At 39.3% G+C, this 21,891-nt stretch carries 13 protein-coding genes; all 13 read right to left on the reverse strand.

All coding sequences use genetic code 11. The features are described from left to right. Window positions 1-2: 2 nt before the first annotated feature. The 13 genes from V7K45_RS23800 to V7K45_RS23860 all read right to left on the reverse strand — a co-directional run bounded on the left by V7K45_RS23800 (window position 3) and on the right by V7K45_RS23860 (window position 20,508). Window positions 3-1,268: a class I SAM-dependent methyltransferase gene (locus V7K45_RS23800; protein ID WP_335007429.1), complete on the reverse strand. Its 1,266-nt coding sequence runs from the start codon at window positions 1,266-1,268 to the stop codon at window positions 3-5. Window positions 1,269-1,287: 19 nt separating this feature from the next. Then, window positions 1,288-2,316: an NAD-dependent epimerase/dehydratase family protein gene (locus V7K45_RS23805; RefSeq protein ID WP_335007430.1), complete on the reverse strand. Its 1,029-nt coding sequence runs from the start codon at window positions 2,314-2,316 to the stop codon at window positions 1,288-1,290. Between the two features lie 3 nt (window positions 2,317-2,319). Continuing rightward, window positions 2,320-4,308 (reverse strand): tetratricopeptide repeat protein, encoded by a 1,989-nt coding sequence (locus tag V7K45_RS23810; protein WP_335007431.1) that lies wholly within the window; start codon window positions 4,306-4,308, stop codon window positions 2,320-2,322. A gap of 205 nt (window positions 4,309-4,513) precedes the next feature. Beyond that, a complete protein-coding gene (locus V7K45_RS23815; protein WP_335007432.1) occupies window positions 4,514-6,523 on the reverse strand; it encodes a tetratricopeptide repeat protein in 2,010 nt (669 codons plus the stop codon). A 390-nt stretch (window positions 6,524-6,913) separates the two neighbouring features. Next, window positions 6,914-8,194, reverse strand: a complete 1,281-nt coding sequence (locus V7K45_RS23820) for a calcium-binding protein (protein WP_335007433.1) — start codon at window positions 8,192-8,194, stop codon at window positions 6,914-6,916. A gap of 108 nt (window positions 8,195-8,302) precedes the next feature. Then, complete coding sequence (locus V7K45_RS23825) at window positions 8,303-8,473, reverse strand: hypothetical protein (protein ID WP_322703265.1); 171 nt, start codon at window positions 8,471-8,473, stop codon at window positions 8,303-8,305. A gap of 6 nt (window positions 8,474-8,479) precedes the next feature. Further along, on the reverse strand, window positions 8,480-9,742 hold the full coding sequence (locus tag V7K45_RS23830) for a nif11-class peptide radical SAM maturase 3 (protein ID WP_335007434.1): 1,263 nt from the start codon (window positions 9,740-9,742) through the stop codon (window positions 8,480-8,482). A 241-nt stretch (window positions 9,743-9,983) separates the two neighbouring features. Continuing rightward, window positions 9,984-10,397, reverse strand: a complete 414-nt coding sequence (locus V7K45_RS23835; protein ID WP_335007435.1) for a Nif11-like leader peptide family RiPP precursor — start codon at window positions 10,395-10,397, stop codon at window positions 9,984-9,986. A gap of 72 nt (window positions 10,398-10,469) precedes the next feature. Then, on the reverse strand, window positions 10,470-13,562 hold the full coding sequence (locus V7K45_RS23840; RefSeq protein ID WP_335007436.1) for a tetratricopeptide repeat protein: 3,093 nt from the start codon (window positions 13,560-13,562) through the stop codon (window positions 10,470-10,472). A 531-nt stretch (window positions 13,563-14,093) separates the two neighbouring features. Continuing rightward, on the reverse strand, window positions 14,094-14,339 hold the full coding sequence (locus V7K45_RS23845; RefSeq protein WP_335007437.1) for a hypothetical protein: 246 nt from the start codon (window positions 14,337-14,339) through the stop codon (window positions 14,094-14,096). A gap of 438 nt (window positions 14,340-14,777) precedes the next feature. Then, window positions 14,778-15,563 carry a peptidylprolyl isomerase gene (locus V7K45_RS23850; protein WP_335007438.1) on the reverse strand — a complete coding sequence of 262 codons (786 nt, stop codon included), beginning with the start codon at window positions 15,561-15,563 and terminating at the stop codon, window positions 14,778-14,780. 159 nt (window positions 15,564-15,722) lie between these two features. Next, entirely contained in the window at window positions 15,723-17,267 is a 1,545-nt protein-coding gene (locus V7K45_RS23855; protein WP_335007439.1) for an HlyD family efflux transporter periplasmic adaptor subunit, read from the reverse strand. A gap of 130 nt (window positions 17,268-17,397) precedes the next feature. Further along, window positions 17,398-20,508: a peptidase domain-containing ABC transporter gene (locus tag V7K45_RS23860; RefSeq protein ID WP_335007440.1), complete on the reverse strand. Its 3,111-nt coding sequence runs from the start codon at window positions 20,506-20,508 to the stop codon at window positions 17,398-17,400. Window positions 20,509-21,891: the final 1,383 nt, after the last annotated feature.

Below are 21,891 nucleotides of genomic sequence, written 5' to 3' on the forward strand. Positions count from 1 at the left end.
ACTTAAGAGTAGATATTAACTTCAGGAATTGGTACAACAAATTGACCTCCCCAATCCCGAATGTAAGCTATTTGTGTCATAATTTCATTTTTCAGATTCCAGGGCAAAATTAGTATATAATCAGGCTTTGTTTCGGCAATTTTGTCTGGATGAAAAATCGGAATATGAGTTCCTGGTAAAAATTGACCCTGTTTGTAAGGGTTACGGTCTACTGTATAGTCAAGAAAATCTGTGCGGATGCCACAATAGTTTAAGAGAGTATTTCCTTTACCTGGAGCACCATAACCAACAATTGATTTTCCCTCCTGCTTAACTTTAATCAAGAAATCTAATAACTTGCGTTTAGTTTCTTTAACTTGTTCGCCAAAGGAAAAATAGTATTCTAATTGTGTAAAACCAGCCGCTTCTTCTCGATATTTCAGTGCTGATACTTGTTGAGTAACGGGTCTAGAAGAGTCTTCGTTGTGGCGCGCATAAATTCTCAAAGAACCACCATGAGTAGTTAATTCTTCTACATCAAAAATTGTCAACCCGTGAGCAGCAAAAATCTTGTCTACAGTAAGAAAGGAAAAATAAGAGAAATGTTCGTGGTAAATAGTATCAAACTGATTTTCCTCAATTAAACGCATCAGATGGGGAAACTCCATAGTAATTATACCATGCGGTTTGAGGATAATTTTCATTCCCTTGACAAAATCATTCAAATATGGAGTGTGAGCAAGAACATTATTTCCAAGTAATAAATCTGCTTGTTTACCCTGAGCAACCTGTTCTTGCGCTGTTTTCTGTCCAAAAAATTTTACAACTGTAGGAATACCTTTTTTAATTGCTACTTCAGCAACATTGGCTGCTGGCTCTATTCCCAGCACCGGGATACTTTTGGCAACAAAGTATTGCAGCAAGTAGCCATCATTACTAGCAATTTCTATTACCTGACTTTCTTGGTTTAATTGAAAACGTTCTACTACTAAATCAACGTATTTTTTGGCGTGTTGTAACCAGCTATCAGAGTAGGAAGAGAAGTAAGCATAGTCGCTAAAAATATTTTCTGGACTAATGTATTCTTGGAGTTGAACTAAAAAACATTCCTCACAAACATAGACATGTAGCGGATAAAATGGCTCTACTTCATTGAGTTGTTTGAGGCTACGATAACTTTCGCAGGGTGGAGACATACCTAAATCTACAAAGGTATGGTGTAACCCTGTTCCACAGAATAGACAGTTACCAGTTATTAGCTGATTATTTGTTGGTTTTAGCAAATTCATAACTTATTATCTGAAATTTTTAAACAGTCTGCCAGAAGAAATCTCGATCGATTTGTTGAGTGCGAATGAGGTATTCTAGTTGTTTCAAGCGAGTAAAGCCTCTAGACTCAAATGTTCCTCTATCCATATCAATTTGCTGAAAAACATTATATAGTTGTTGGGCACCTCGTTGGGCATCCCATTCACATTTGAATCCTGGTAAATTTTGGTTAATTTTATTAAATAAAACTCGATAGCTGCGGTTATCAGGATCGTGTTTACCAAAGCTCAATTGACAGTCTGTAAAAACATCTGCAACTATTTGAGCAATTTGTTTGACTTGATAGTTGCTATTTGTATCGCCGACATTGAAAATTTGGTTATGAATTACATCACGCGGAGCTTCTAAGGTACAGATAATTGCTTTGCAGATATCCAATAAATGTACTAGGGGACGCCAAGGTGTACCGTCGCTGTTCATCTTGATTTCTTTAATTGTCCAAGCCCAACCTGCTAGATTGTTTAAGACAATATCAAAGCGCATTCTTGGAGAAGCGCCATAGGCTGTAGCATTTCGGAGAAAGGTGGGAGAAAAGCTATCATCAGCAAGGAGTTTTACATCCTGTTCGACAAGTGCCTTGCATTTGGCATAAGCCGTTTGGGGATTAATTGTAGACTCTTCGCTAACGTAGTCTTCAGTGGCAAAACCATAGACACTGCATGATGAAGTATAGACAAAGCGTTGGACTCCAGCTGCTTTCGCCAGTTTCGCTATATGTACTGAGCCTTTGTGGTTGATATCGTAGGTGATATCAGGGGCTAACTGACCTAAAGGGTCGTTAGAGAGTTCTGCCATGTGAACTACTGCTTCTACACCTTGTAGGTCTTCTGTTGTAATGTGGCGGATGTCTTTGTTGAGGGTTTTGGCAGTTAACTTGGTGCCGTTATATAGCCAACCTACTTTATAAAAGCCAGTATCTAAACCAATAACTTCATGACCTTCTTGGATCAAGAGAGGAGCTAATAATGAGCCGATATAACCTTCAGTTCCAGTTACAAGTATTTTCATATCCTATAGTGCGATCGCAGTTTGTGGGGATTTTAATTCAGTAGTAGGAGTATTGTCTGGAATATTTTCTCCAGGAATAGCAAGCAACTTGGTAGCAATCTCATTCCGTAAGGGAGCAGCTTCATCTTTAGTCAACCAAGCAAATAACTTGGCTACTGCTTCAGGAGAACAATCGATTTTTAGAGCTTCTTGGAGCATACGCAAAGCACCAGTTAGTTTACCGGCTCTTAGAGGAATGATTACTCTCCTTTCTAAAAGATATTCAAAGTTATAGCTACGCGCTTTTGCTGTCATCTCTGTACAAAGATCGTCTGGAAGATAGCTCTCTGTAATCTCGATAGCACGGCGAAGAAATACTGCATGATTTCCTGTCAAAAAAAGATTATTCGACATTTTGTTAGTGTACCAACTTGTATCTACGCGATAACAAGCCAAAATTTTTGGTTCATACCAACAATCATAAAAAGTAGCAATTCGTTTACAAATTTCCCACCCGTTAAGATCGCTCAACTCAGAACAATATCCCCCTAGTCTTTCATAGGTTTGCCGACGAACAACTATTGCCGAGGGTCTCAACGGATTTGTCACTACAATCTGTGACAGCCAATCTTGAATAATACCTCTGTGCTCTCCATACCAGTAAAAAATATCTCCTTTGGAAAGAAATACCCCTTTTTCGTCAATATTATCAAAACCTGTGAAAGCTGCTCCAACAGAATCCGAACAATTTTCTAGACTCTGCTTGAGTTGAGAATAAAAACCAGGGAGAACATAATCATCATCGTGAAGTATGTGAATCCATTGCCCTCGACTGAGTGTAATACCTGTGTTATGGTTTCCCGCTAACCCAATATTTTGCGAATTACGGTAGTAGCTTACTATACCTCTGCCAATAGAATTCACTAGATCGAATAGTGGTGGCGTACTGGCATTATCCATTACCAGAATTTCCATTTCTTCTTCTCCAGTCCATTGTGCTAAAACACTAGCTAGACATTCGAGAAGATAGTCAGTGCGTTTATATGCAGGAATCACCACACTCCAGAATGGCCTCTTTTTTTCACTAGCCACAACTGCTGGAATCTTGGGAAACTTATAGTTTCTCACAATTACCTCTTCTTGAGGAAGCTCTGGTGTAATCGGCACTTCCTGATGTTTATCGGTTTCTGCATCAGCTACAAATGCTTTGAGGTAGTGGCGATTTGTGAGCTTCAAACCTTGTTGATAGGCAGATATTGCCTCTGGTAATTTGTTTTGATCTTGGTAAATTTTGCCTAATTTGAAGTAAATTTCTCCGTTGTGAGGATAGAGTTCTAATATTTTTTGATAAGAGGCTACTGCCTCTTCAAAATCACCTTGTTGTTGAAGCGCAATTCCCAAGTTATAGTGAGCATCGAGCAAATCAGGCTGTAAAGCGATCGCAGCTCGATAGTAAGCCACGGCAGTCTTTAAATCTTTTGCTTGGTGCCGACTTTTGCCTAACTCATTGTTTAACGCCCCGTATTGAGCCTGTTGTTGGGAAGAAAGCTTTCCTTGGGCGTGCAATGCGTTACCCAAATTCGCTTCAGCTTCAATACAGTTGGGCTGTAACTCTAATGCTTTTTGATAGCAAGCAACTGCCTCTTCCCATTTGCCCTGTAGTTGTAAGGTATAGCCAAGGTTATTATAAAGTGGCGCTGAGTCTGGCTTTAGGGCTATGGCTTGCTGATATGCTGCCACCGCTGCTGGTAACTCACCTTGGGCTTGATATAAATTACCTAGACTGAACCAAGCCTTGACTGAGTTGGGCTGAATCTGGAGGAGTTCATTGAACAACTGTTCGGCATTTTGAAACTGACCGACTTGCTGTGCCAGTATGCCTAACCCATATAAAGCTTCTGGGTGGTTAGGCTCTTTTTCCAAAATCTGACGGTACAGTTGTTCGGCTTTGATTAAATCATTGGCTCTATAATGTTTCGATGCTATTTGGAGAGATTCAGTAATTGTTGTCATTTTAAGTATTTTTATGATTTATTACTCCCAGTTGGCTCATTTTCTAGGCAGTTATAAAAAAGATGGAACGTAAAAATAAGGGTTATAGCGTTTGTCCCAGATTGCGATCGCTATTATCAAAAATCTTATTTATACCTCATTTACCAATTTCTCTAACTTCAAAAAAATGGGCGAACTCCCAGTATTTAGTTAAGGTTTTGACTATCTAATTATCGAGAGGCAAAGAGATCAACCTGGAGGCGATCTCATCCCTCAGAGGAGTGGCAATATCTGTTCTTAGCCAAGTAAATAACTGTGCTAGGGACTCAGCAGACCGATCGATTTTGAGAATCTCTTCAAGTGTGCGAAAAGCGCCAGTAAGATGACCAGCGTGGAGAGGAACTTCTGTATCTGCTAAACAACTAATGAAGTAGTGTTTACGTGATTGTGCTGTAATTTCTGCACAAAGATCGGCTGGAAGATAGCTTTCAGAAATCTCAATAGAACGACGGATCGATGCTACCCGATCTCCAGATAAGGAAAGTTCAGTTCTCATACTTTGGGAATGCACGCGATAATGAACCAAAATTTCTGGCTCGTACCACCAATCATAGAAGGTAGCGATCCGTTTATAGAGTTCCCAGTCGAGAGTAGAGGTTAATTCTGGATGATATCCACCTAGCCGTTCATAGGTTGTTCGACGAATCACAACAGCAGGTGGATTCAATGGGTTTGCTACACCAACATATAGCAATAAGTCCGAAACTATACCTTTGTCTGTTCCGTATAATTGTTGGCGGAAAGTAATTTCTCCTATTTCATTGATATTTTCATAACCTGTAAAAGCTGCTCCAACGGAATCTGGACAACCTTCGAGACCTTGCTTGAGGCGAGTATAAAAACCTGGCAACACATAGTCATCATCATGAAGTAAGTGAATCCACAATCCTCGACTATTAGTAACTCCTGCATTCCAAGTTCCTTGCTGTCTGAGATTTTGCGGATTGCGGTAATAGCGTACTATACCTCGCCCGATCGCATTTACTAGTTGATACAGAGGTGGCGTACTTGCATCATCAATCACAATAATTTCCATTTCCTCAATACCTGACCATTGAGCTAGGACGCTGACTAAGGACTCTAGCAGATAGTCAGGACGTTGATATGCAGGAATAACCACACTCCAAAAAGGTCGTTTATCTTCCGTTTCCGATACTGGAGGGATTAGTGGAAAGTAATACTTACCTATTTGCACTTCTCCTTGAGGCAATAGAGGAGTTACTGATATCTCATCTGTGTTTTCAAGTGCTTGGGTAGCTGCTACTACTTTGGCATAGTGGGGATTAATTAGCTTTAACCCGTGTCGATAAGCAGAAATTGCCTCTGTTAAATTATTCTGCTGTTGGTAAATTTTGCCTAAATTGAGGTAAGCCTCTCCATAATTAGGATTGAGTTCTAAAAGGTTTTGATAGGATGCGATCGCCTCTTGTAATTCTCCTTGTTCTTGCAGCGCTAAAGCCAAGTTATAATGAGCTTCTAAGAAATCTGGCTGTAGTGCGATCGCTTGCTTGTGACAAGTAACAGCATTTTTCAAATCTCCTGCTTTTTTCTGGGCAACACCTAATTTATTATTTAATTGTGCATAGTAGATTTGTTGATTGCTGGAGAGCTTACCTTGAGCGTGTAACGCATTGCCCAAATTAGTCTCTGCTTCGATAAAGTCTGGCTTTAACTCTAAAGCTTTTTGATAATAGCTAATTGCTTCATCAAATAATCCTTGTTGTTGCAGAGTATATCCCAAGTTGTTGTAAATTGGTAATGAATTAGGTAATAAAACTAAAGCTTGCCGATAAGCTTTCTCTGCTTCGGAAAACTGTTCTTGAACTAAATACAAATTACCTAAACTGAACCAAGTTTTAACAGAATCTGGTTGAACTTGTGAAGCCGCACTTAACAACTGTTCAGCAGTTTGAAGTTGCCCCATCTGCTGCGCTAACATCCCTAAACCATATAAAGCTTCAGGGTTATCAGGTTGTTTTTGCAAAACTTGACTATATAGCTGTTCCGCCTCCAATAAACTATTCTCTCGTTGCTGTTGAGCTGCTAGTTCGAGGATTTCAGCTACTTCTGTTTTATCTAGCGATTCAGCTTCATTCTTGTCACCTGAATGATGCGTTTGTAGCGCAATTTGAATAAGAGATTTAGCTTTAGATTCTGAAATGTTTGTAGTATCCATAACTATGGAGTATTTATAATTATATTTAATTCGATCTTAGATTGTTATAGATTACTATAACTTCAAAACATAAGGGATAACTATCAATAAAATATTTTATTTATCTATTTTTCGCTGTTAATAAAGCAAAGTCATTAAATTAAGATAAAAAAGAGATTTTGTCAACAGTATGTCCGAGAAATAAACCTTAAGTTAGTAATTAAAAATTACACCAACTCAAGTAATTTCAGTGCGTACACCATAGGGGTTCCTGTTGGCAAAACCTCTTCCAGAAAAGGTATCTACATTTTCTTGCACAATCAGAATTTTTACTCACCCGATTGTTTTGACTGAGATACTTGTAAATCAGAGTCTATTAGGAAATGAAACGAGCAATTAGCCTTAAGCAAATTATATTACCGAGCTGATATCACTTGCACTCACGTTTGAAAATAGTATGCTTTGTTGAGGATTAATACTGAGAAACGAAGAATTACCAAGAGACAAAGAATTACCAAGAGACAAAGAATTTAAGGTGAGAAGAGCGCCATCGCTAGTATCTGTAATGTTACCTCGACTTCCCCAGCCATCTAATACAAGCTTATCAACACCAACCTGGAAATCTTGAATGACATCGAAGTCTTTTTTAAACAAGGTATCGCTACGTTTGAAAGTAAATGTATCATTACCATCGCCACCAACTAAGACATCATTACCACTACCACCATAGAGTGTATCATTGCCTTTACCGCCATAGAGTGTATCATCGCCATCGCCACCATCTAGCGAATCATTACCTTGGCCGGCGTCGAGGTTATCATTACCTCTTTTTCCAGATAGCTTATCATCCCCCAAGCTGGCATAAAGTTTGTCTGCCCCGTTGGTTCCCGTCAGATTATCCTTGCGAATCGTGCCATAGATAACATCTCTACCCAGGTTGCCGATTAAAGTATCTCCTGCCAATTCAACAGAACTAGTATTAATTTTGACTATAGTTAGGTTGGTATTGCGCTTAAAATTCCGTTCGTAAGTCCCAACAGCATTACCATTGAGGAAGTCACTACCATTGTCGCCATCTATATCAGAATCTTTATTACGACTGTCAATTGTGACATTGCGACTACGACCAAATGTTAGATCCCCGATTTGATCGGAGGAGATTAATTTACCCTGGATGCCAAAATAATCTAATACTTTGGCCTTGTTAGGATTTGTAGTATCTAATACCAAAAAAGTAGTTGTAGACTGAGCCTTGTTATATTCAACGTCAGGATTTTCAATTTCTTTGGCTGCCAATTCTAAATCTGCTGAAAAATCAAAAGAGAAGCTTTCATTACGACCAACTGCAAAACTAGCAAGTACCTTTGCTTCGCTGTTGGAAGTACCTTCAAATTGACCACTTAATCCAACTACAGCAGCTTGAGTGAAAAGTGATGAAAAAGTTGGATCAAAACTTGCTTTAGCTTCAGCAATTGCAGCAGTTATACCACCTTTAACTAAGGTATCTGCCTGGGTAGTAGTTAAAATGCTTGCAGCACTTTCACTATAGTTAGAAAAATTAGCATCCCCTTCAGCGGTGGCAAAATTAGGGCTAGGATCGGGCTTGGGATCGGGCCTATTATTGAGATTAGTTCTACCATTGAAAGAAAGTAACCTTGGGACTGTCAGTGTTAGACTTATTCTTGATGCCATAAAAAACCTGTGTTGATTTTGTTAGTTAACAAATTTGCACGTAAAGATTTGCGGAGTAATTCTCTCCTAATTTACGAGCTAAATCTCTTGATATCCCTAATGAACCTGTTAGCTTTTATCCAGGATTTGTTTCGCTTTTAACAGCACTTTGAAATAGGTTAATTGACTATTCCAAGCGGAACGTGGAAGTAGTGGGATTTTCTCTAATTCTTGAGATGGTGATGACTCAAGGTCAGTTTTCTCTTCTGAAATTGTGTTAATTTCGGAGTTTTCTGCCATGATTTATTATCTCACAATAGAGTAATAAAATTGGGGTTCTTGTTGCCAACTTTCTGACCACTGAATGCTGTCAGCAGTAAAGTGTAATCGGTCATTTGCTGGCAATAAAGTATCTGTAGACTCGACAATTAGCTCAAATTCGCCATTATCAAATGGCAATCCTTGCGCCTTGACTTTCGGAACTACACGCTCTCTCATACCTTGTTTAGCATGAACAAGAGCGCGATGATGACAGTAAGGATTATTACCTCTCTTATTAAAGAAAACATGGGCTGTCCAACTGCAACCCCCACGACAAAGTTCAGCATATTCGCAGGTTTTACAGAAACCCCACAGGTGTTTTGTACCTTCAGGTGTTCCTGCTCCTAGATTGAAGCGTAGTTCTTCTGCACCTTCGATAATATCATGCAAGGTCTGTTCTCGAATGTTACCACCTGTATAGGCAGTAGTGGGCAGTGAGGGACAACCTTTAATCGCTCCGTCAGCTTCAATTCCTAAGGTTGAGAGTCCTGCACCGCAACCTTGCCAAAATAAGAAGTCATCCTCCTTTCCCCCTCCCCGTAAGAGTCGTTCATAAGGGCCGTAGTAACCAATGTTATTTCCCGCCTGAAGTTGCACGCCTTCTTGGTAAGCACGACGCGCCACACGGGCAAGCATGGGGTAAATATCTAACAGTTCATAGGGTTGGAGGAGGATATCTGCGTTATCGGCTGCATTACCCATTGGTACAGTTAGCTGAACTTGCCAAGCACGAGCACCTGCATCACGAATGCACTCATAGATGCACGGAAACTCTGGCGCTGACAGACGGTTAATTTGGGTATTGCAACCAAAAGAAATACCCACTTCTCGCAGATGACTCATGGTCTTAAATGCATATTTCCAAGAGCCTTTCTTTCCCCGCAAGCGGTCATGAGTTGCTTCCAAGCCATCAATAGAAACAGAGACGGTACGAATTCCTGCTTCCTTCATTTTTTGGGCGGTTTCTAACGAAATGCCATAGCCGCCCGTAGTCATACCACATAACATTTCCGCCTCATTGATAGCTTTGGCAATTTCTAGCCAGTCTGGACGCAAAAATGCTTCACCACCAATGAGAGTAACTTCTTTAATTCCAACTTCTGCCATCTGCTTGACGAGATCCAAAGCTTCCTCTGTAGAAAGTTCATTGGTGCGTTCATGTCCTGCACGAGAACCACAGTGACTACAAGCTAGATTGCACTTTAAGGTAATTTCCCAAACTGCGTAGCTTTTGCGGTGATATGTCATAGGTTAATTCTCAATCTCAACCCTCAAAATAACCCTCTTTTCTCAGAATAGTAAAATCCAATTACTAAAACCCTTTTGGAGCTTCACTTCCCACTATTTAATTAAAAATAGCTATTGTTAGAAAATAAAGTCTCAAAGCTTGATTAATTCAAAGTCTCAGAATTTGGGTTCGATTATTGTTTTCCGAGAGTGACAAAAGAGGGATAAACTAAGCATTCTATTTCTTAATCGTTTTATCGTGTTATTGTACTTCTGTTGGACTAACAACTACTCCATATAACGGTCGTATAATTGGAGCTATTGGCTTTGGATTTGGTTTAGGAATCCATCTACATTTTTTAACTGGTGGTTTTCCACATTCTTCGGGAGGTGAGACTACAACTCCATACAATGGTTGAACGACTGTGTTTGTAAGCCCGCCAAAGGCTCCTACTAATTCCTCTTCACTGAGGTCGTCAAACTGGCCTAGTTCTTTTAACTCCAAGATTTTAATTGAGGCTGTTTCAAATTCTTCTTGAGAAAAATTATAGCCACCTTCTTCCATGACTTTTATCACTTCCTCAATCTTATCACTCATCAATTGAGTGTAAAAAGCCTCGTCTTTGACTAGTCTGATTATGAACTCTTTAACTTTCTCGAAAATTGTTAATGACATAAATTTTACCCCCTTAATTTGAAAGTTGAAGTTTAGATTGATGAAAATTGACGATCGCGTGAAATAATCCGTTTAGTCAGAAACTTTTAGTGAGTCAACTTGTGTAACTTTTTGTTGCTGGTTTTGGTAAATCTCTCCTAGTTTTATGTTGGCTTCCTGGTGTTGGGGATTGAACTCCAAAGCTTTTTGATAGCAAGCGATCGCTTCTTCTAGCTCCCCTTGTGCTTGCAGTACCATCCCCAAGTTATAATGGGCTTCTACCAAATCAGGCTGTATTGCGATCGCAGTTCGATAGTAAGCAACAGCAGTTTGCCAATCATCTGCTTCTTGGTGGGCAATACCCATCTGATAATTCAATTCTGCGTAATAGGCTTGTTTCTCTGGTGAAAGCTTTCCTTGAGCAAAAAGCGCATTCGCTAAATTGATTTCTGCTTCTATGCAGTTGGGCTGAAATTCCAAAGCTTTTTGATATGATGCGATCGCATCCTCCCACTTATCTTGTTGTTGCAAGGTGTAGCCCAAATTGTTGTAAATTGTCCCTGCATCTGGTCGCAAAGCAATAGCTTTTCGGTAAGCGGCTTCAGCTTCTGGTAACTGTCCTTGGCCTTGAAGTAAATTGCCTAAACTAAACCAAATTTTCACCGAGTTAGGCTGAACTTGCGAAGCTGCACTCAAATGCTTCTGAGCTTCCTGCAACTCACCTTTCTGCTGTGCCAGCATCCCTAAATTGTATAATGCTTCTGAATAGTCTGGTTGTTTTTCTATCACCTGACGATATAGCTGTTCGGCTGTGTCTAAGCGATTAGCTCGATGATCTTGAAGTGCAAGTTGAAACAGTTCAGCAACTTCTTCGGCGTTAAATTGTCTTGGTTTGTTAACCAGTTGCAAAATAAAATCTTCCAGCGCTCTGACTGGCTTTAAATCGCCATATAATTTATGTTTATTTTCTGCAACTTGCTGGGAAATATATTGCCGATATTTAGCATCTTTCCCCAGACGGATGGCAATTTGGACGTATTCTGATTTATCTGAAGCGATCGTCTCTTCTATACCCATCATTTGCAATATTGCCAGAGAATGCCGCGATCGCATCAATTCTCCTGGTAAAGTCACAACCGGAACATTATGAGCAATAGATTCGAGCGTGGAGTTACATCCAGACCAACCAATACTATCTAAGAAAACATCTGCTAAAGCTGTAGTCCCAGCAAACTTACTGTTATTGAGGAAAGGCAAAAACAAACAGTGATTTTCATAATCCAACCCTAATGCTGCAAAAGCGTGGTCTAAGCGCTGGCGAAATCTTTCTGTAATTTCTTCACTTTTGCTTTTAATAAACACAAACTTAGAATTTCCTAATTCTTTAGCAATAGAGGGGAAAACATCATCATGATTGGGCAAATATTTATATAATGACTGACAACACCAGAAGAAAATATCATCCTCTTTTAAACCTATATCTGATTTCTTAATTTCTTCTGTTTGAATTGCTAAAGGCATGTAATGAATAGATAGATTGGGTAATCTAACTAATTTTTCTGTATAATGTTCTTGAGCATTTTCTGGTTCCATTAAGTCACTGCTCAAGTAATAGTCAATTGTCGGGAGTCCACTAGTCTCAGGGTGTCCCCAAGATGTCATTTGAATTGGCGCTAATCTCAAACAACCCAGTTTGAGCGTCATTGGGTCCATCCCAAATTCTGGGAAAATCAAGATATGTAATTTATCTTTTGTGATTACCTCACACCATTGTTCAGTTGAGCGAACACCTTGAACAAATTTATCAAAAGCCTTGCTGGCACTCATTGTTGAGTAATCTGTTTTGTCCCCAGTATAATAACCAAATAATTCAAACTCACTTCGATCTATATTTTCTACCCAACCTTTAATAGGGATTTTCCAATTAGAATGACTAGATAAAAACCCAGAAACAATACCAATACGAACCTTTTGATTTTTATCCAAATTTGGCAGAACCAGTGGCTGACTATCTTGGGGATAGCGACTCGACATAATCTGGAAAATCATTTCCCCATAAGTTCGCTGTAAATCTCGGTCATTTAAGCCTTGATATGTCAAATAAAAAGGTTGAAATACTCCCACAGCTTCAGATGCTTTTGCCCGTTCTTCCCAATTAGTTAATTCATAATATTTAGCTAAACTTTGCAAATACTGTTGATACTGATTGCGTCTGAATGCAATTTCTTCAACATCAGAATAGATAACTGGTAGTTGGCTCATACAAGCACCAAATTTAGCCAGATCGTAGTTTTGTGTCACTTTTACGGCTTGCTCAAATGCCTGGACTGCTGCTTCTATTTGGTTATCATCTCTTAATGTTGTTCCCAAGTTGCAATATATATAATCAACATCAGGTCGGATTTTAATCGCTTTTTGATAGGATTCTATGGCAGCATCGAACTTATTTTGTGCCCTGAGAATATTTCCTAAGTTGTTATAGGTGATTGCAAAATCAGGTTGAATGCTTAAAGTTTTTTCGTAAACTTCTATTGCTTCTGCAAATTTTCCTTTCTCTTGGAAAAGATACCCTAAGTTGTGATAGGCGTAATGATAGTCTGGTTTAATTTTTAGTGCTTGTTGGTAAGAATCGATGGCCTCATTGAATCGCCCTTGTTTTTGGAGTACTTCTCCTAAATTAGTATGAGATGATACTAAATCTGGCTGCAATGCAATAGCTTGGCGATAATATAATTCTGCTATCTTGAAATCGCCTGCCTGTTGCCTACTTAAAGCAAACTGCTCATTCAACTCTGCATAGTGGGCTTGTTTTTCTGGTGACAGCTTACCTTGAATGTGAAGAATATTACTGATATTGATTTGTACTTCTATGCTGTCAGGGAGAATTAAGAGTGCTTTTTCATAACAGGCGATCGCTTCTTCTAGTTTACCCTGTTGTTGCAGACTAAACCCCAAACTGTTATGTATTGACCCTGCTTCCGGTTGTAATTGCAAGGCTGCTTGAAAAAATTGTTCTGCATTCTGATATTGTTCCCGTTGCAGCGCCAGCAGACCTAATCCATAGAATGCCTCTGACTGCTTGGGATCTACGTCTATAATTTGACGATAAATCTCTTCGGCTTGGGTGAAGCGCTTGGTTTGGTGATATTGACTTGCGAGTTGGAGAGCATCAGGAATTGTGGTCACGTCGCTTTGCTCCAAATTCAAAATTAACAATCCCCATAAATAAACTCAGGAGCTTATATCCTGTTATTTATGGGCTATATTTATACAATTTTTTTATTTAAAATGTCTTTTGTTCCTATATCTGCAAGGAACTCAAGCTTTTGGAACTCATAACTGATATCGATTGATATCATGTCTGCTTGATTACTTCCTAAACTTAATCGAAAAGAATTTTACCCTTCTCTACTTTCGGGGGTCTACGAGAAGCTTAAGGCTACGGTAAAATACTCCTGTTATAACTATTAGCCCAGAGTTTTAATTCAGGGTAGGCAAAAACACAGACTGTAAACTGAGTTGAGAATTAAATGTTGTAAATTGTAAAATTTTCTTGCACAAACAGTTTTTTAATATCAAAAGATGTACTTTGCTAAAAGCCGAAGGCTCAAATGAGCAAAGAGCCTTCGGCATTTATCAATATACTAAGCTTTCGAGCCTAACTCTACTTGCAGAAGTTAATACTTTTTGTGAGTAGAGTTTAATTATTACTACTAATTACGGCTTGGTACCTGTAGTTTGAGCAAAGCTTGATGAGGAAGCAGTAGCACTAGTAGGAGTGACGGTAGCGTTAGTAAAGGTTACGGCTACGTTGTTACTGCCGCCAGTTGCTGAAGCATCTGCATCAGCTTGTGCAACGCTGTTGAATTTTTTGATTACAGGCTTAACGATTACAATCTTCTTCCAACCACCAAGAATTTCTTCAGAGGTATTTTCCAAGTAGTTCAGGTCAGAAATGATCATTTGAGTTCTCCTAAATTTTGTAACTGTTGTTGGGAATGTTTGGTCTAACCAACTTGTTTCGTTTGGCTATACATCTAATATACTTTATTCCTCAAAAAAGTCAATGCTTTTTTGAGGAATTTATGATTAAAAAAACTAATATATTTATGTTGGAAAATCATTATATATAGCCCTAATTGAAGTTAGAAAAAATCGTATGACAAATTTAAGCAGAAATTAAGATTATTACTGCCTAGCAAGAGTTATAGCGGTTTAATTTAAGTTTTAAATAGCGCAAATACAGCACTTTGTAGATATATTTACAAAACACTAAAAACACAAAAGCTATTAATTTTTAAGGTAAATCAAAACTGTATCTGCAACATTTTTGAATACTAGAGAAATCTACCCTAAATCAGGGGAGATAATTAGCGACAAAAACATTTGAGATTTCCTTAACTATTTAGTCTTGGTGAATAACATATTTAATTCCTCTTGCGAACTATCTGAGTCTATTTGAGTAACTATTTTCATCGCGTTGATTTGTTGCTTTAACCAATCAGAAAAGGATTCTGTAATGATTTTTTGGCGCAACTGTTCATCTAATTTGGGTTGAATAACTTCTTCCACCCAAATTAAATACACTCCCTTGGGAGTCGTTATCGGTTTGAGAGCTTCTGGTGGTGCAGCAGCAAAGACAGCGGCTGCAATCTCTGGACGAAAATCTTTGCGGTATCGGAGTCCTTTGTATCCATAAGCACGACGGGCTTCTGGTTCTGAAATATATAGACGAGCAATATCTGGAAAACTGATTTCGCCTTCTTCTAGAGCATAAAAAAGCTCTAAAGCCAAGTCTCGATCCTCGAAGACAACTTCGTAGGTAACAGCGGCAATATAATCTAGCTGATGTTCGTAAAAATGCTTTTCCAGTTGATTGGAAAATAGATGATTCGCTAACTTCCGCGAAAGGATGTTGTTATAGGCTAATTCTTCAAACTGATCCACAGAGAGGTGGTGTTTTTCTAGCCATGACCAGGTGTCTTTAGCTTTGACAAGTTTCTTGGCGAACCTTAAGTTATCTCCTTCTTGCTGTAGTTCTTCTGGCGTGACTGTAATTCCTACCGCTTGAGCAACTTCGGCAATAATACTTTGCGATGCGATCGCTTCCACAACAGCAGGTATCTGACAGGAGAGTTTAAGACTGTGAATGATATCTGAGGTAGAAATGGTCAGATTGTGGGGCATAACACGATATCTCCAATAATTAAGCGGATTGGGGATTGGGCATCCCTTCTCTGCGAGACGCTACGCGAACAGCTTCGCTCAAGGCAAATAAGTACGGGGCACTAATTATTCCTCCAATCTCCCTTGTCCTATTTCCTGATTCCAGTACGATACCTTTAACTACATCTCCAAACCGCCCTTTTTCAGTTTTTTGAACGGATCTAGAACAAAGTCAATAACTCGCCGTTGACGAATGATGACTTCAGCATTTGCTGTCTGTCCCGCACCTAATGGAATACGTTTGTTGCCATTTTGGACATACTGCTGGTCTAAAGTGATTTCTAATTCATAGGTTTCGATGTTGCCTTGGGGTGTTTGGCTAACTTTCGAGTCAGGCGAGATCCAAGTAACTTTTCCTGGCACGATGCCATACTCTTGGAAGGGATAGGCATCAAACTTGACTTTTACTGGCATTCCTAACTTCAAGAAACCGCTATCTTGATTAGGCATACTTGCTCTGAGTACGAAGTCTGTTTTCGTGGGTGCAATTTGGGCAATCCTTTGACCGACTTGTACCACCGCTCCTGGTTTAGTGGTGGGTAATTCAAAAATCACCCCATTAATCGGCGATCGCACCACGCGCTGCTGAATTTGCAATCTTGTAGATATAAGCTGACTTTTAGTCTGAGCGATTTCCGATTGCGTTGCTGTTATTTGTGCCTGTATATCTTTTAGCTGCTCTTGATTTTTCATTACAGCTAGTTGTCCAGCTTGCACGGCACTTTTATAACTACTTTGTTCTTCTTGCAGTCGGAGTTTTGCTTGTTTGATATCAGACTCCAACGTTTTGATAGTTACTTGATAATTATTTACCTCTTGGGCTAAACGCAATTCGGCTTGTTTAATATCTGATAGAGACTTTTTATAAAGTCGTTTGCTTTCTTCCTCTTGTTTTTTGCTTTCCTCTAATTGGATTGCAGCAACTACCTTCTTGTCAACAAGTCCGTTATAACGTTCAACTTGGTTAGAATTTATACTCAAAAGTTTTTTAGCCGATTCCAGGTCATCTTGACTGGTGGAAATTTGCTGCTGTGCTTGTTTAACTGATGATTGTTTTTCTAACTTTTGCAGGTTATAGCTACTCAGTTTGGCATCCAAGTTTTGCTGCACCTGGTTGAGTTGAGCCAATTTTTCTAATTCTTGGGATTTATTTTGTTGTTCTAAAAGACTCGTTGACATTAGGAGTTGATTTTTCAGCAGTTCCAGTTGAGATTGCCGATTTTGTAGCCCTTGCAATTTGCTCTGGACTTGTTGCAGTTCTGTTTGCAGCAACTCAGAATCCAGTTCCAGTAAAACCTGGCCGGCTCTAACTGTATCTCCTTCTTTGACCGTAACTGCTTTCACACTTCCAGCAGCTTGAGCGTCTAATTTTTGAGTTGCGCCTTTAGGTTCTATACGCCCTCTGGCGCTACCAGTTTCATCGACTTTCGACAGGGTTGCCCAAGGCAAGAATAGACCAGCAAAGCCGATGAGCGTATATAACAAACCACGAGTCCAAATTCGAGGTAAGGCATTGAGTAGTTTTTCTGTACCGTAGTACAAATCTTGACTTTCATTTTCTGCCTCTGTCTGTTCGTCAAATACCGATTCCTCTTGCTGTTTATAACCTTGATATTCATCTTGCTCATCTGGGGGAAGTGGGGACGATCTATTGGGATGTGGCATGGTTTTTTTTCCAATAACAGTAGATGGGGAGTGTGGGAGAAATCAATTCAAAATTCAAAATTCAAAATTCAAAATTCAAAATTGTTTACGCAGAGTCTCGTCGAGAATAAAAAGACTGCCCAATGCCCCATCAACTAACTTGAGACATCTGTTGTTGATTCAGGTAGTAATAATGACCTTTTTTAGCGATTAATTCGTCGTGGGTACCGCTTTCTACCAAAATACCTTGATCTAAAACCAGGATTAAGTCCGCGTTGCGGACTGTAGAGAGGCGATGGGCAATAATTACACTTGTACGTCCTTTTAGAATTGTTTTGAGGTTGTTTTGAATAATCCGTTCTGATTCTGAATCTAGGTGACTAGTGGCTTCATCAAACAGTAATAACCGAGGATTTCCGAGCAAAGCACGAGCAATAGCTAGGCGTTGGCGCTGTCCACCAGAGAGCATTCCGCCGCTTTCACCAATTTCTGATTCGTAACCCAGCGGTAATTTTTGAATAAATTCATCGGCTCCAGCATATTTTGCTGCTTGGATAATTTCTTCTGAAGAAGCATTTGGATTAGCGATCGCAATGTTTTCGCGAACAGTTCCACCAAACAGAAAAGTATCTTGGTCTACAACGCCGACTTGGGAACGGAGCGATCGCATAGATACACTGGTGATATCGTTACCATCAATGAGGATTTTGCCATCTGTCGGTGGGTATAAACCCAAAATCAATTTACTGAGAGTTGTTTTTCCAGAACCGCTGCGCCCTACGACTGCAACCATCTGTTCCGGTTTAATTTCAAAGTTGAGATTTTCTAATACGTTAGTGTCGCTTTCTGAGTGATAACGAAAGGTAACATTTTGAAAACAAATGTTACCGCGAAGTTTACCCAACGACTTGCGGGGTTTAGTTTCTAAGTCTTCTTCTGGTTCCGCCTCCAACACATCATTAATGCGTTCAGTGGAAATCACGATTTCCTGTAATTCATTCCACAGTAAAGCCAGTCGCTGGAAAGGACTCAAAACGTTACCCACCAACATATTGAAAGCAACTAATTGCCCAATAGTTAGTTCGTTATTAATTACCTGGGTTGCTCCATACCACAGCAATGAAGTATTTACAAAGGTGTGAATTACGCCACTGATAATTTGCAAGCGATTGTCAATTATTTGAGCATTAAAGTCTTTTTTGATTAAATCATTTAGCAGTTCCTCCCAACGCCAACGCACTGTCTGTTCAATTGCTAATGAACGGACTGTACGAATTCCGCTTAGGGATTCGATGAGATAGCTTTGTTCTTTGGTAGCTGCATTAAAAATATCTCTGGAGATGCGGCGCAAAATACTTGTGCTGGCCAGCGCCAAGATAAAAAATGGCGGTACAGTACATAGCACGAATAATGCCATCCGCCAGCTATAGGAAAACATCAAAGCCAGATAAACCACTAATGTCAGCATATCCAACACAATCGAGAGTGTCTGACCAGTCAGGAAGTGCTGAATTTTTTGGTTTTCTTGGATGCGCGAGATTATATCCCCAACGAAACGAGACTCGAAATAAGCAAGGGGTAAACGGAAGGTATGTTTGATGAAGCCTACGAGTAAGGCAATACTAATGCGGTTAGCAGTGTGAAATAAGAGATATTGCCGTACACCGTTGACAGCAACACCAAACAACCCAAAAACAATCATTCCCAAACCAATGGCGTTTAAGGTTGGAACGCTGCGTTGTACAAGTACTCTGTCGAGCAACAACTGGGTAAATACTGGCGTTACTAACCCAAATAATTGAATAACTATCGAAGCTATGAAAATTTCTAGCAGTGTTCGATAGTGAGGTTTAACTAACTCAAAAAATTTCCAGAAGCTTCTACTTTCGTCCTTAGCACTTTTTAGTAGAGCTGTCGGTTGCAGTAACAATGCATAACCAGTCCAACCCGCTTGAAATTCAGCTTTTGTCAGACTGCGTTGACCAAGAGCTGGGTCGCATACAATCACCCGCTTTTTGGTAATTTCATAGACAACAATAAAGTGTTTGCCTTCCCAGTGAGCAATTGCAGGTAAAGGTTGTTCTGCAAATTTATCAAGAGTAGCTTTCACTGGACGGGTGGCAAAACCCAGGTATTCTGCTGTTGCTGCCATAGCCTTTAGGGATGCACCGTTGCGAGTGACATTGGTCATATCCCGTAGACGATTGATACTAAAATGTTTGCCCCAATAGTTACCAATCATCACCAAGCAAGCAGAGCCACAATCAGCTGCACTTTGTTGGGCATAGAAAGGATAGCTTTTGGTGATGCGTTTCCACCAATGCCCCACTTGTACTTTTGGGCTGGGAAAGTAAAAACGCGATTTTTTTGTTGGCTGTTGTTGTGACTGCTTCTCTTTTTGGGGAAAAGGAATAATTTTAGATTTTGGAGATGGGAAAGTTTTTTCTCTAGTACCCAATCCCCTGCGATGTACTGAGCCGGTCGTTGTGTCCTCAGTCTCCAATTCCGTCCCGCTGACACTCATGGCAAAAGCCCACTCCCCTAACTCCGGGAAGTATTCTAGTGCTGTTTGCATCTGGTCGTTTTTTAGAATGTAAGCAATCGTTGGTTGCGTTGTTTCCCAATCTCCTTGTTTTGGTTGAGCAAAGATTGTACCTGGTGTCAAAGAATCGCCTTCAGAATGCCGCAGTTGACCTTTGTACAATAACCACAACTGTGAATCTTGAGATATTTGTGGACTTACTGAGCCAGTGTCTAACTGGTGTCGCTCAAACAAAGATAAGGCTTTGAGCATTCCCGAAACTTGTGATGTATGGCGTGGGAATTGCGATACTTGGCGACATAACAACAACAAATCCCAAAGTTCTGCACGGGCAAATAGGCGATCGCGAATGTTAGGATACTTGTCTATCAACCTTTGCAATGCTTCTTGCCTGAAATAGCCAAGTTTTAAGCTTGTCGAAGCTCTAGCTACATAAGAACTAAAGTTAGCTTCGGGAAACAAGGTCAATTCACCAAAAACAGACCATGCACCAAAGGTAGTAATTAAATTTTCAGAGCTATCTAATAGTCGGACTTTACCTGTAAGAATAATGTATATACCAGGATTCGTCTGTGCAGATTCCCAGAATTGCTTTGCTGATGGTGGCTCGACAATCTCCATTTCTGCCAAGAAGTTCTCTAATTCTTTTTCTGAAAGTTTTGTACCCAAGGTGTACAAAATTCTTTCACCCACATGTTGCTCAGAAAGCACTGGTGGCATTTTCTAATCTCCACAAAAAAATTTACTTATCAGTCGGAATCCAATTCAAAACTTTATTAAAAATATTATTTAATCCCGTATTTTCACCGAGGAAACTCTAAGCTTTATTAAAGTAGAGTTTAGAGAGAAGCAGTACGCTAGGAAAGCATCTATCTTTTACATACCAGGTATTTTTATTGAGTGGGCAAATCTACTTGTTGCAGCGAGTTATTGATGTAGCAATAACTAGTGTAAATGCCAGAATATCGAGCTAGAGCTTTATTTATCGGCATTTAGCTTCAAAAGCAACTAGCTGCATTGACAGACTCTGCACAAATATGGATTGCTCATTTTTGCAATCAGCAGTAGTTGTAGGTGATGATTAAGAGGAACTATTTTCGCAATATAATTTGCTGTATGCAGCAATAGCTATGCAAAGTATTTCGTTTCTCAATCACAAACTTTTGAAGTTTTTTCTAGTTCAGGACAATGTTATGGTTGAAAGTTAGCTTTCATACTCTTGAACAAGACCTGACTCGGAAGAATTTTTAAAAGAATGTTTTCAGACATTCCTAACTTTTTAACAGCCTTGTCTTGACTTAAATGGTGTGACATAATTGTAGTTAGAAATTGCATTGAGTCGTAAATTCTGTGAAAACGTAATTCATTAGCAGTTGTGTAATCAAAGCCTGACAGCAAAAAAACCACAACTACAAATCTGACTAACGTTGTAGTGTTAATCAGAAATTTACACAATGTGCAATTAGCTCCCAGCATATTATTCCCTAGTGCTTTGGCGAGTCTAGGGGATAGTCTCCGGGATAGCTTCATCCCGATCGTGCAACCTGGAACAAAAAAGGATTTTGAGTAGGCTACAGGAAACAGAAGACTAGAAAAACTATCAAGCTATAAAAGCACATGGTAATTTTCGTTTAAGTAGTATTTTACCGACTAAGCAAAAATCCCCTTAAACAAATATTGCTTCAGTTTGCTTGGAGATTCCAGAATGGATCTTTTTCCAGCACTGCTTAGTATCTTTTAGGGAGCATCTAGCAAGTTATTTAACGTTTGTATTATACCTCCTATTGTGTAACAAATGCAAGTGACCAAAAGAGACTTGCGAACATCATCATATTTACATACAAACATGATATTTACATAATTAGCTTACACTCCTTATGCTCTGAAATTTAGATATTTTAGTAGTTTCTTAATGTAAATTTTCTGACAAGTCACTTAATAGATGATTTTTAACAAAAAAAATATATTTCACAACCATTTATACATTAAATCTTTAAATAGCTAAGTGGCATAACATGATGGTAGTCATATAGGCAACTATTGTTTCCTTAAAGGTAACAATTAAGTTGTTTAAATTAGCTGTGAGGTAAAACACATTAATGT

Source organism: Nostoc sp. (genome assembly GCF_036917375.1).
Taxonomy (GTDB): domain Bacteria; phylum Cyanobacteriota; class Cyanobacteriia; order Cyanobacteriales; family Nostocaceae; genus Nostoc.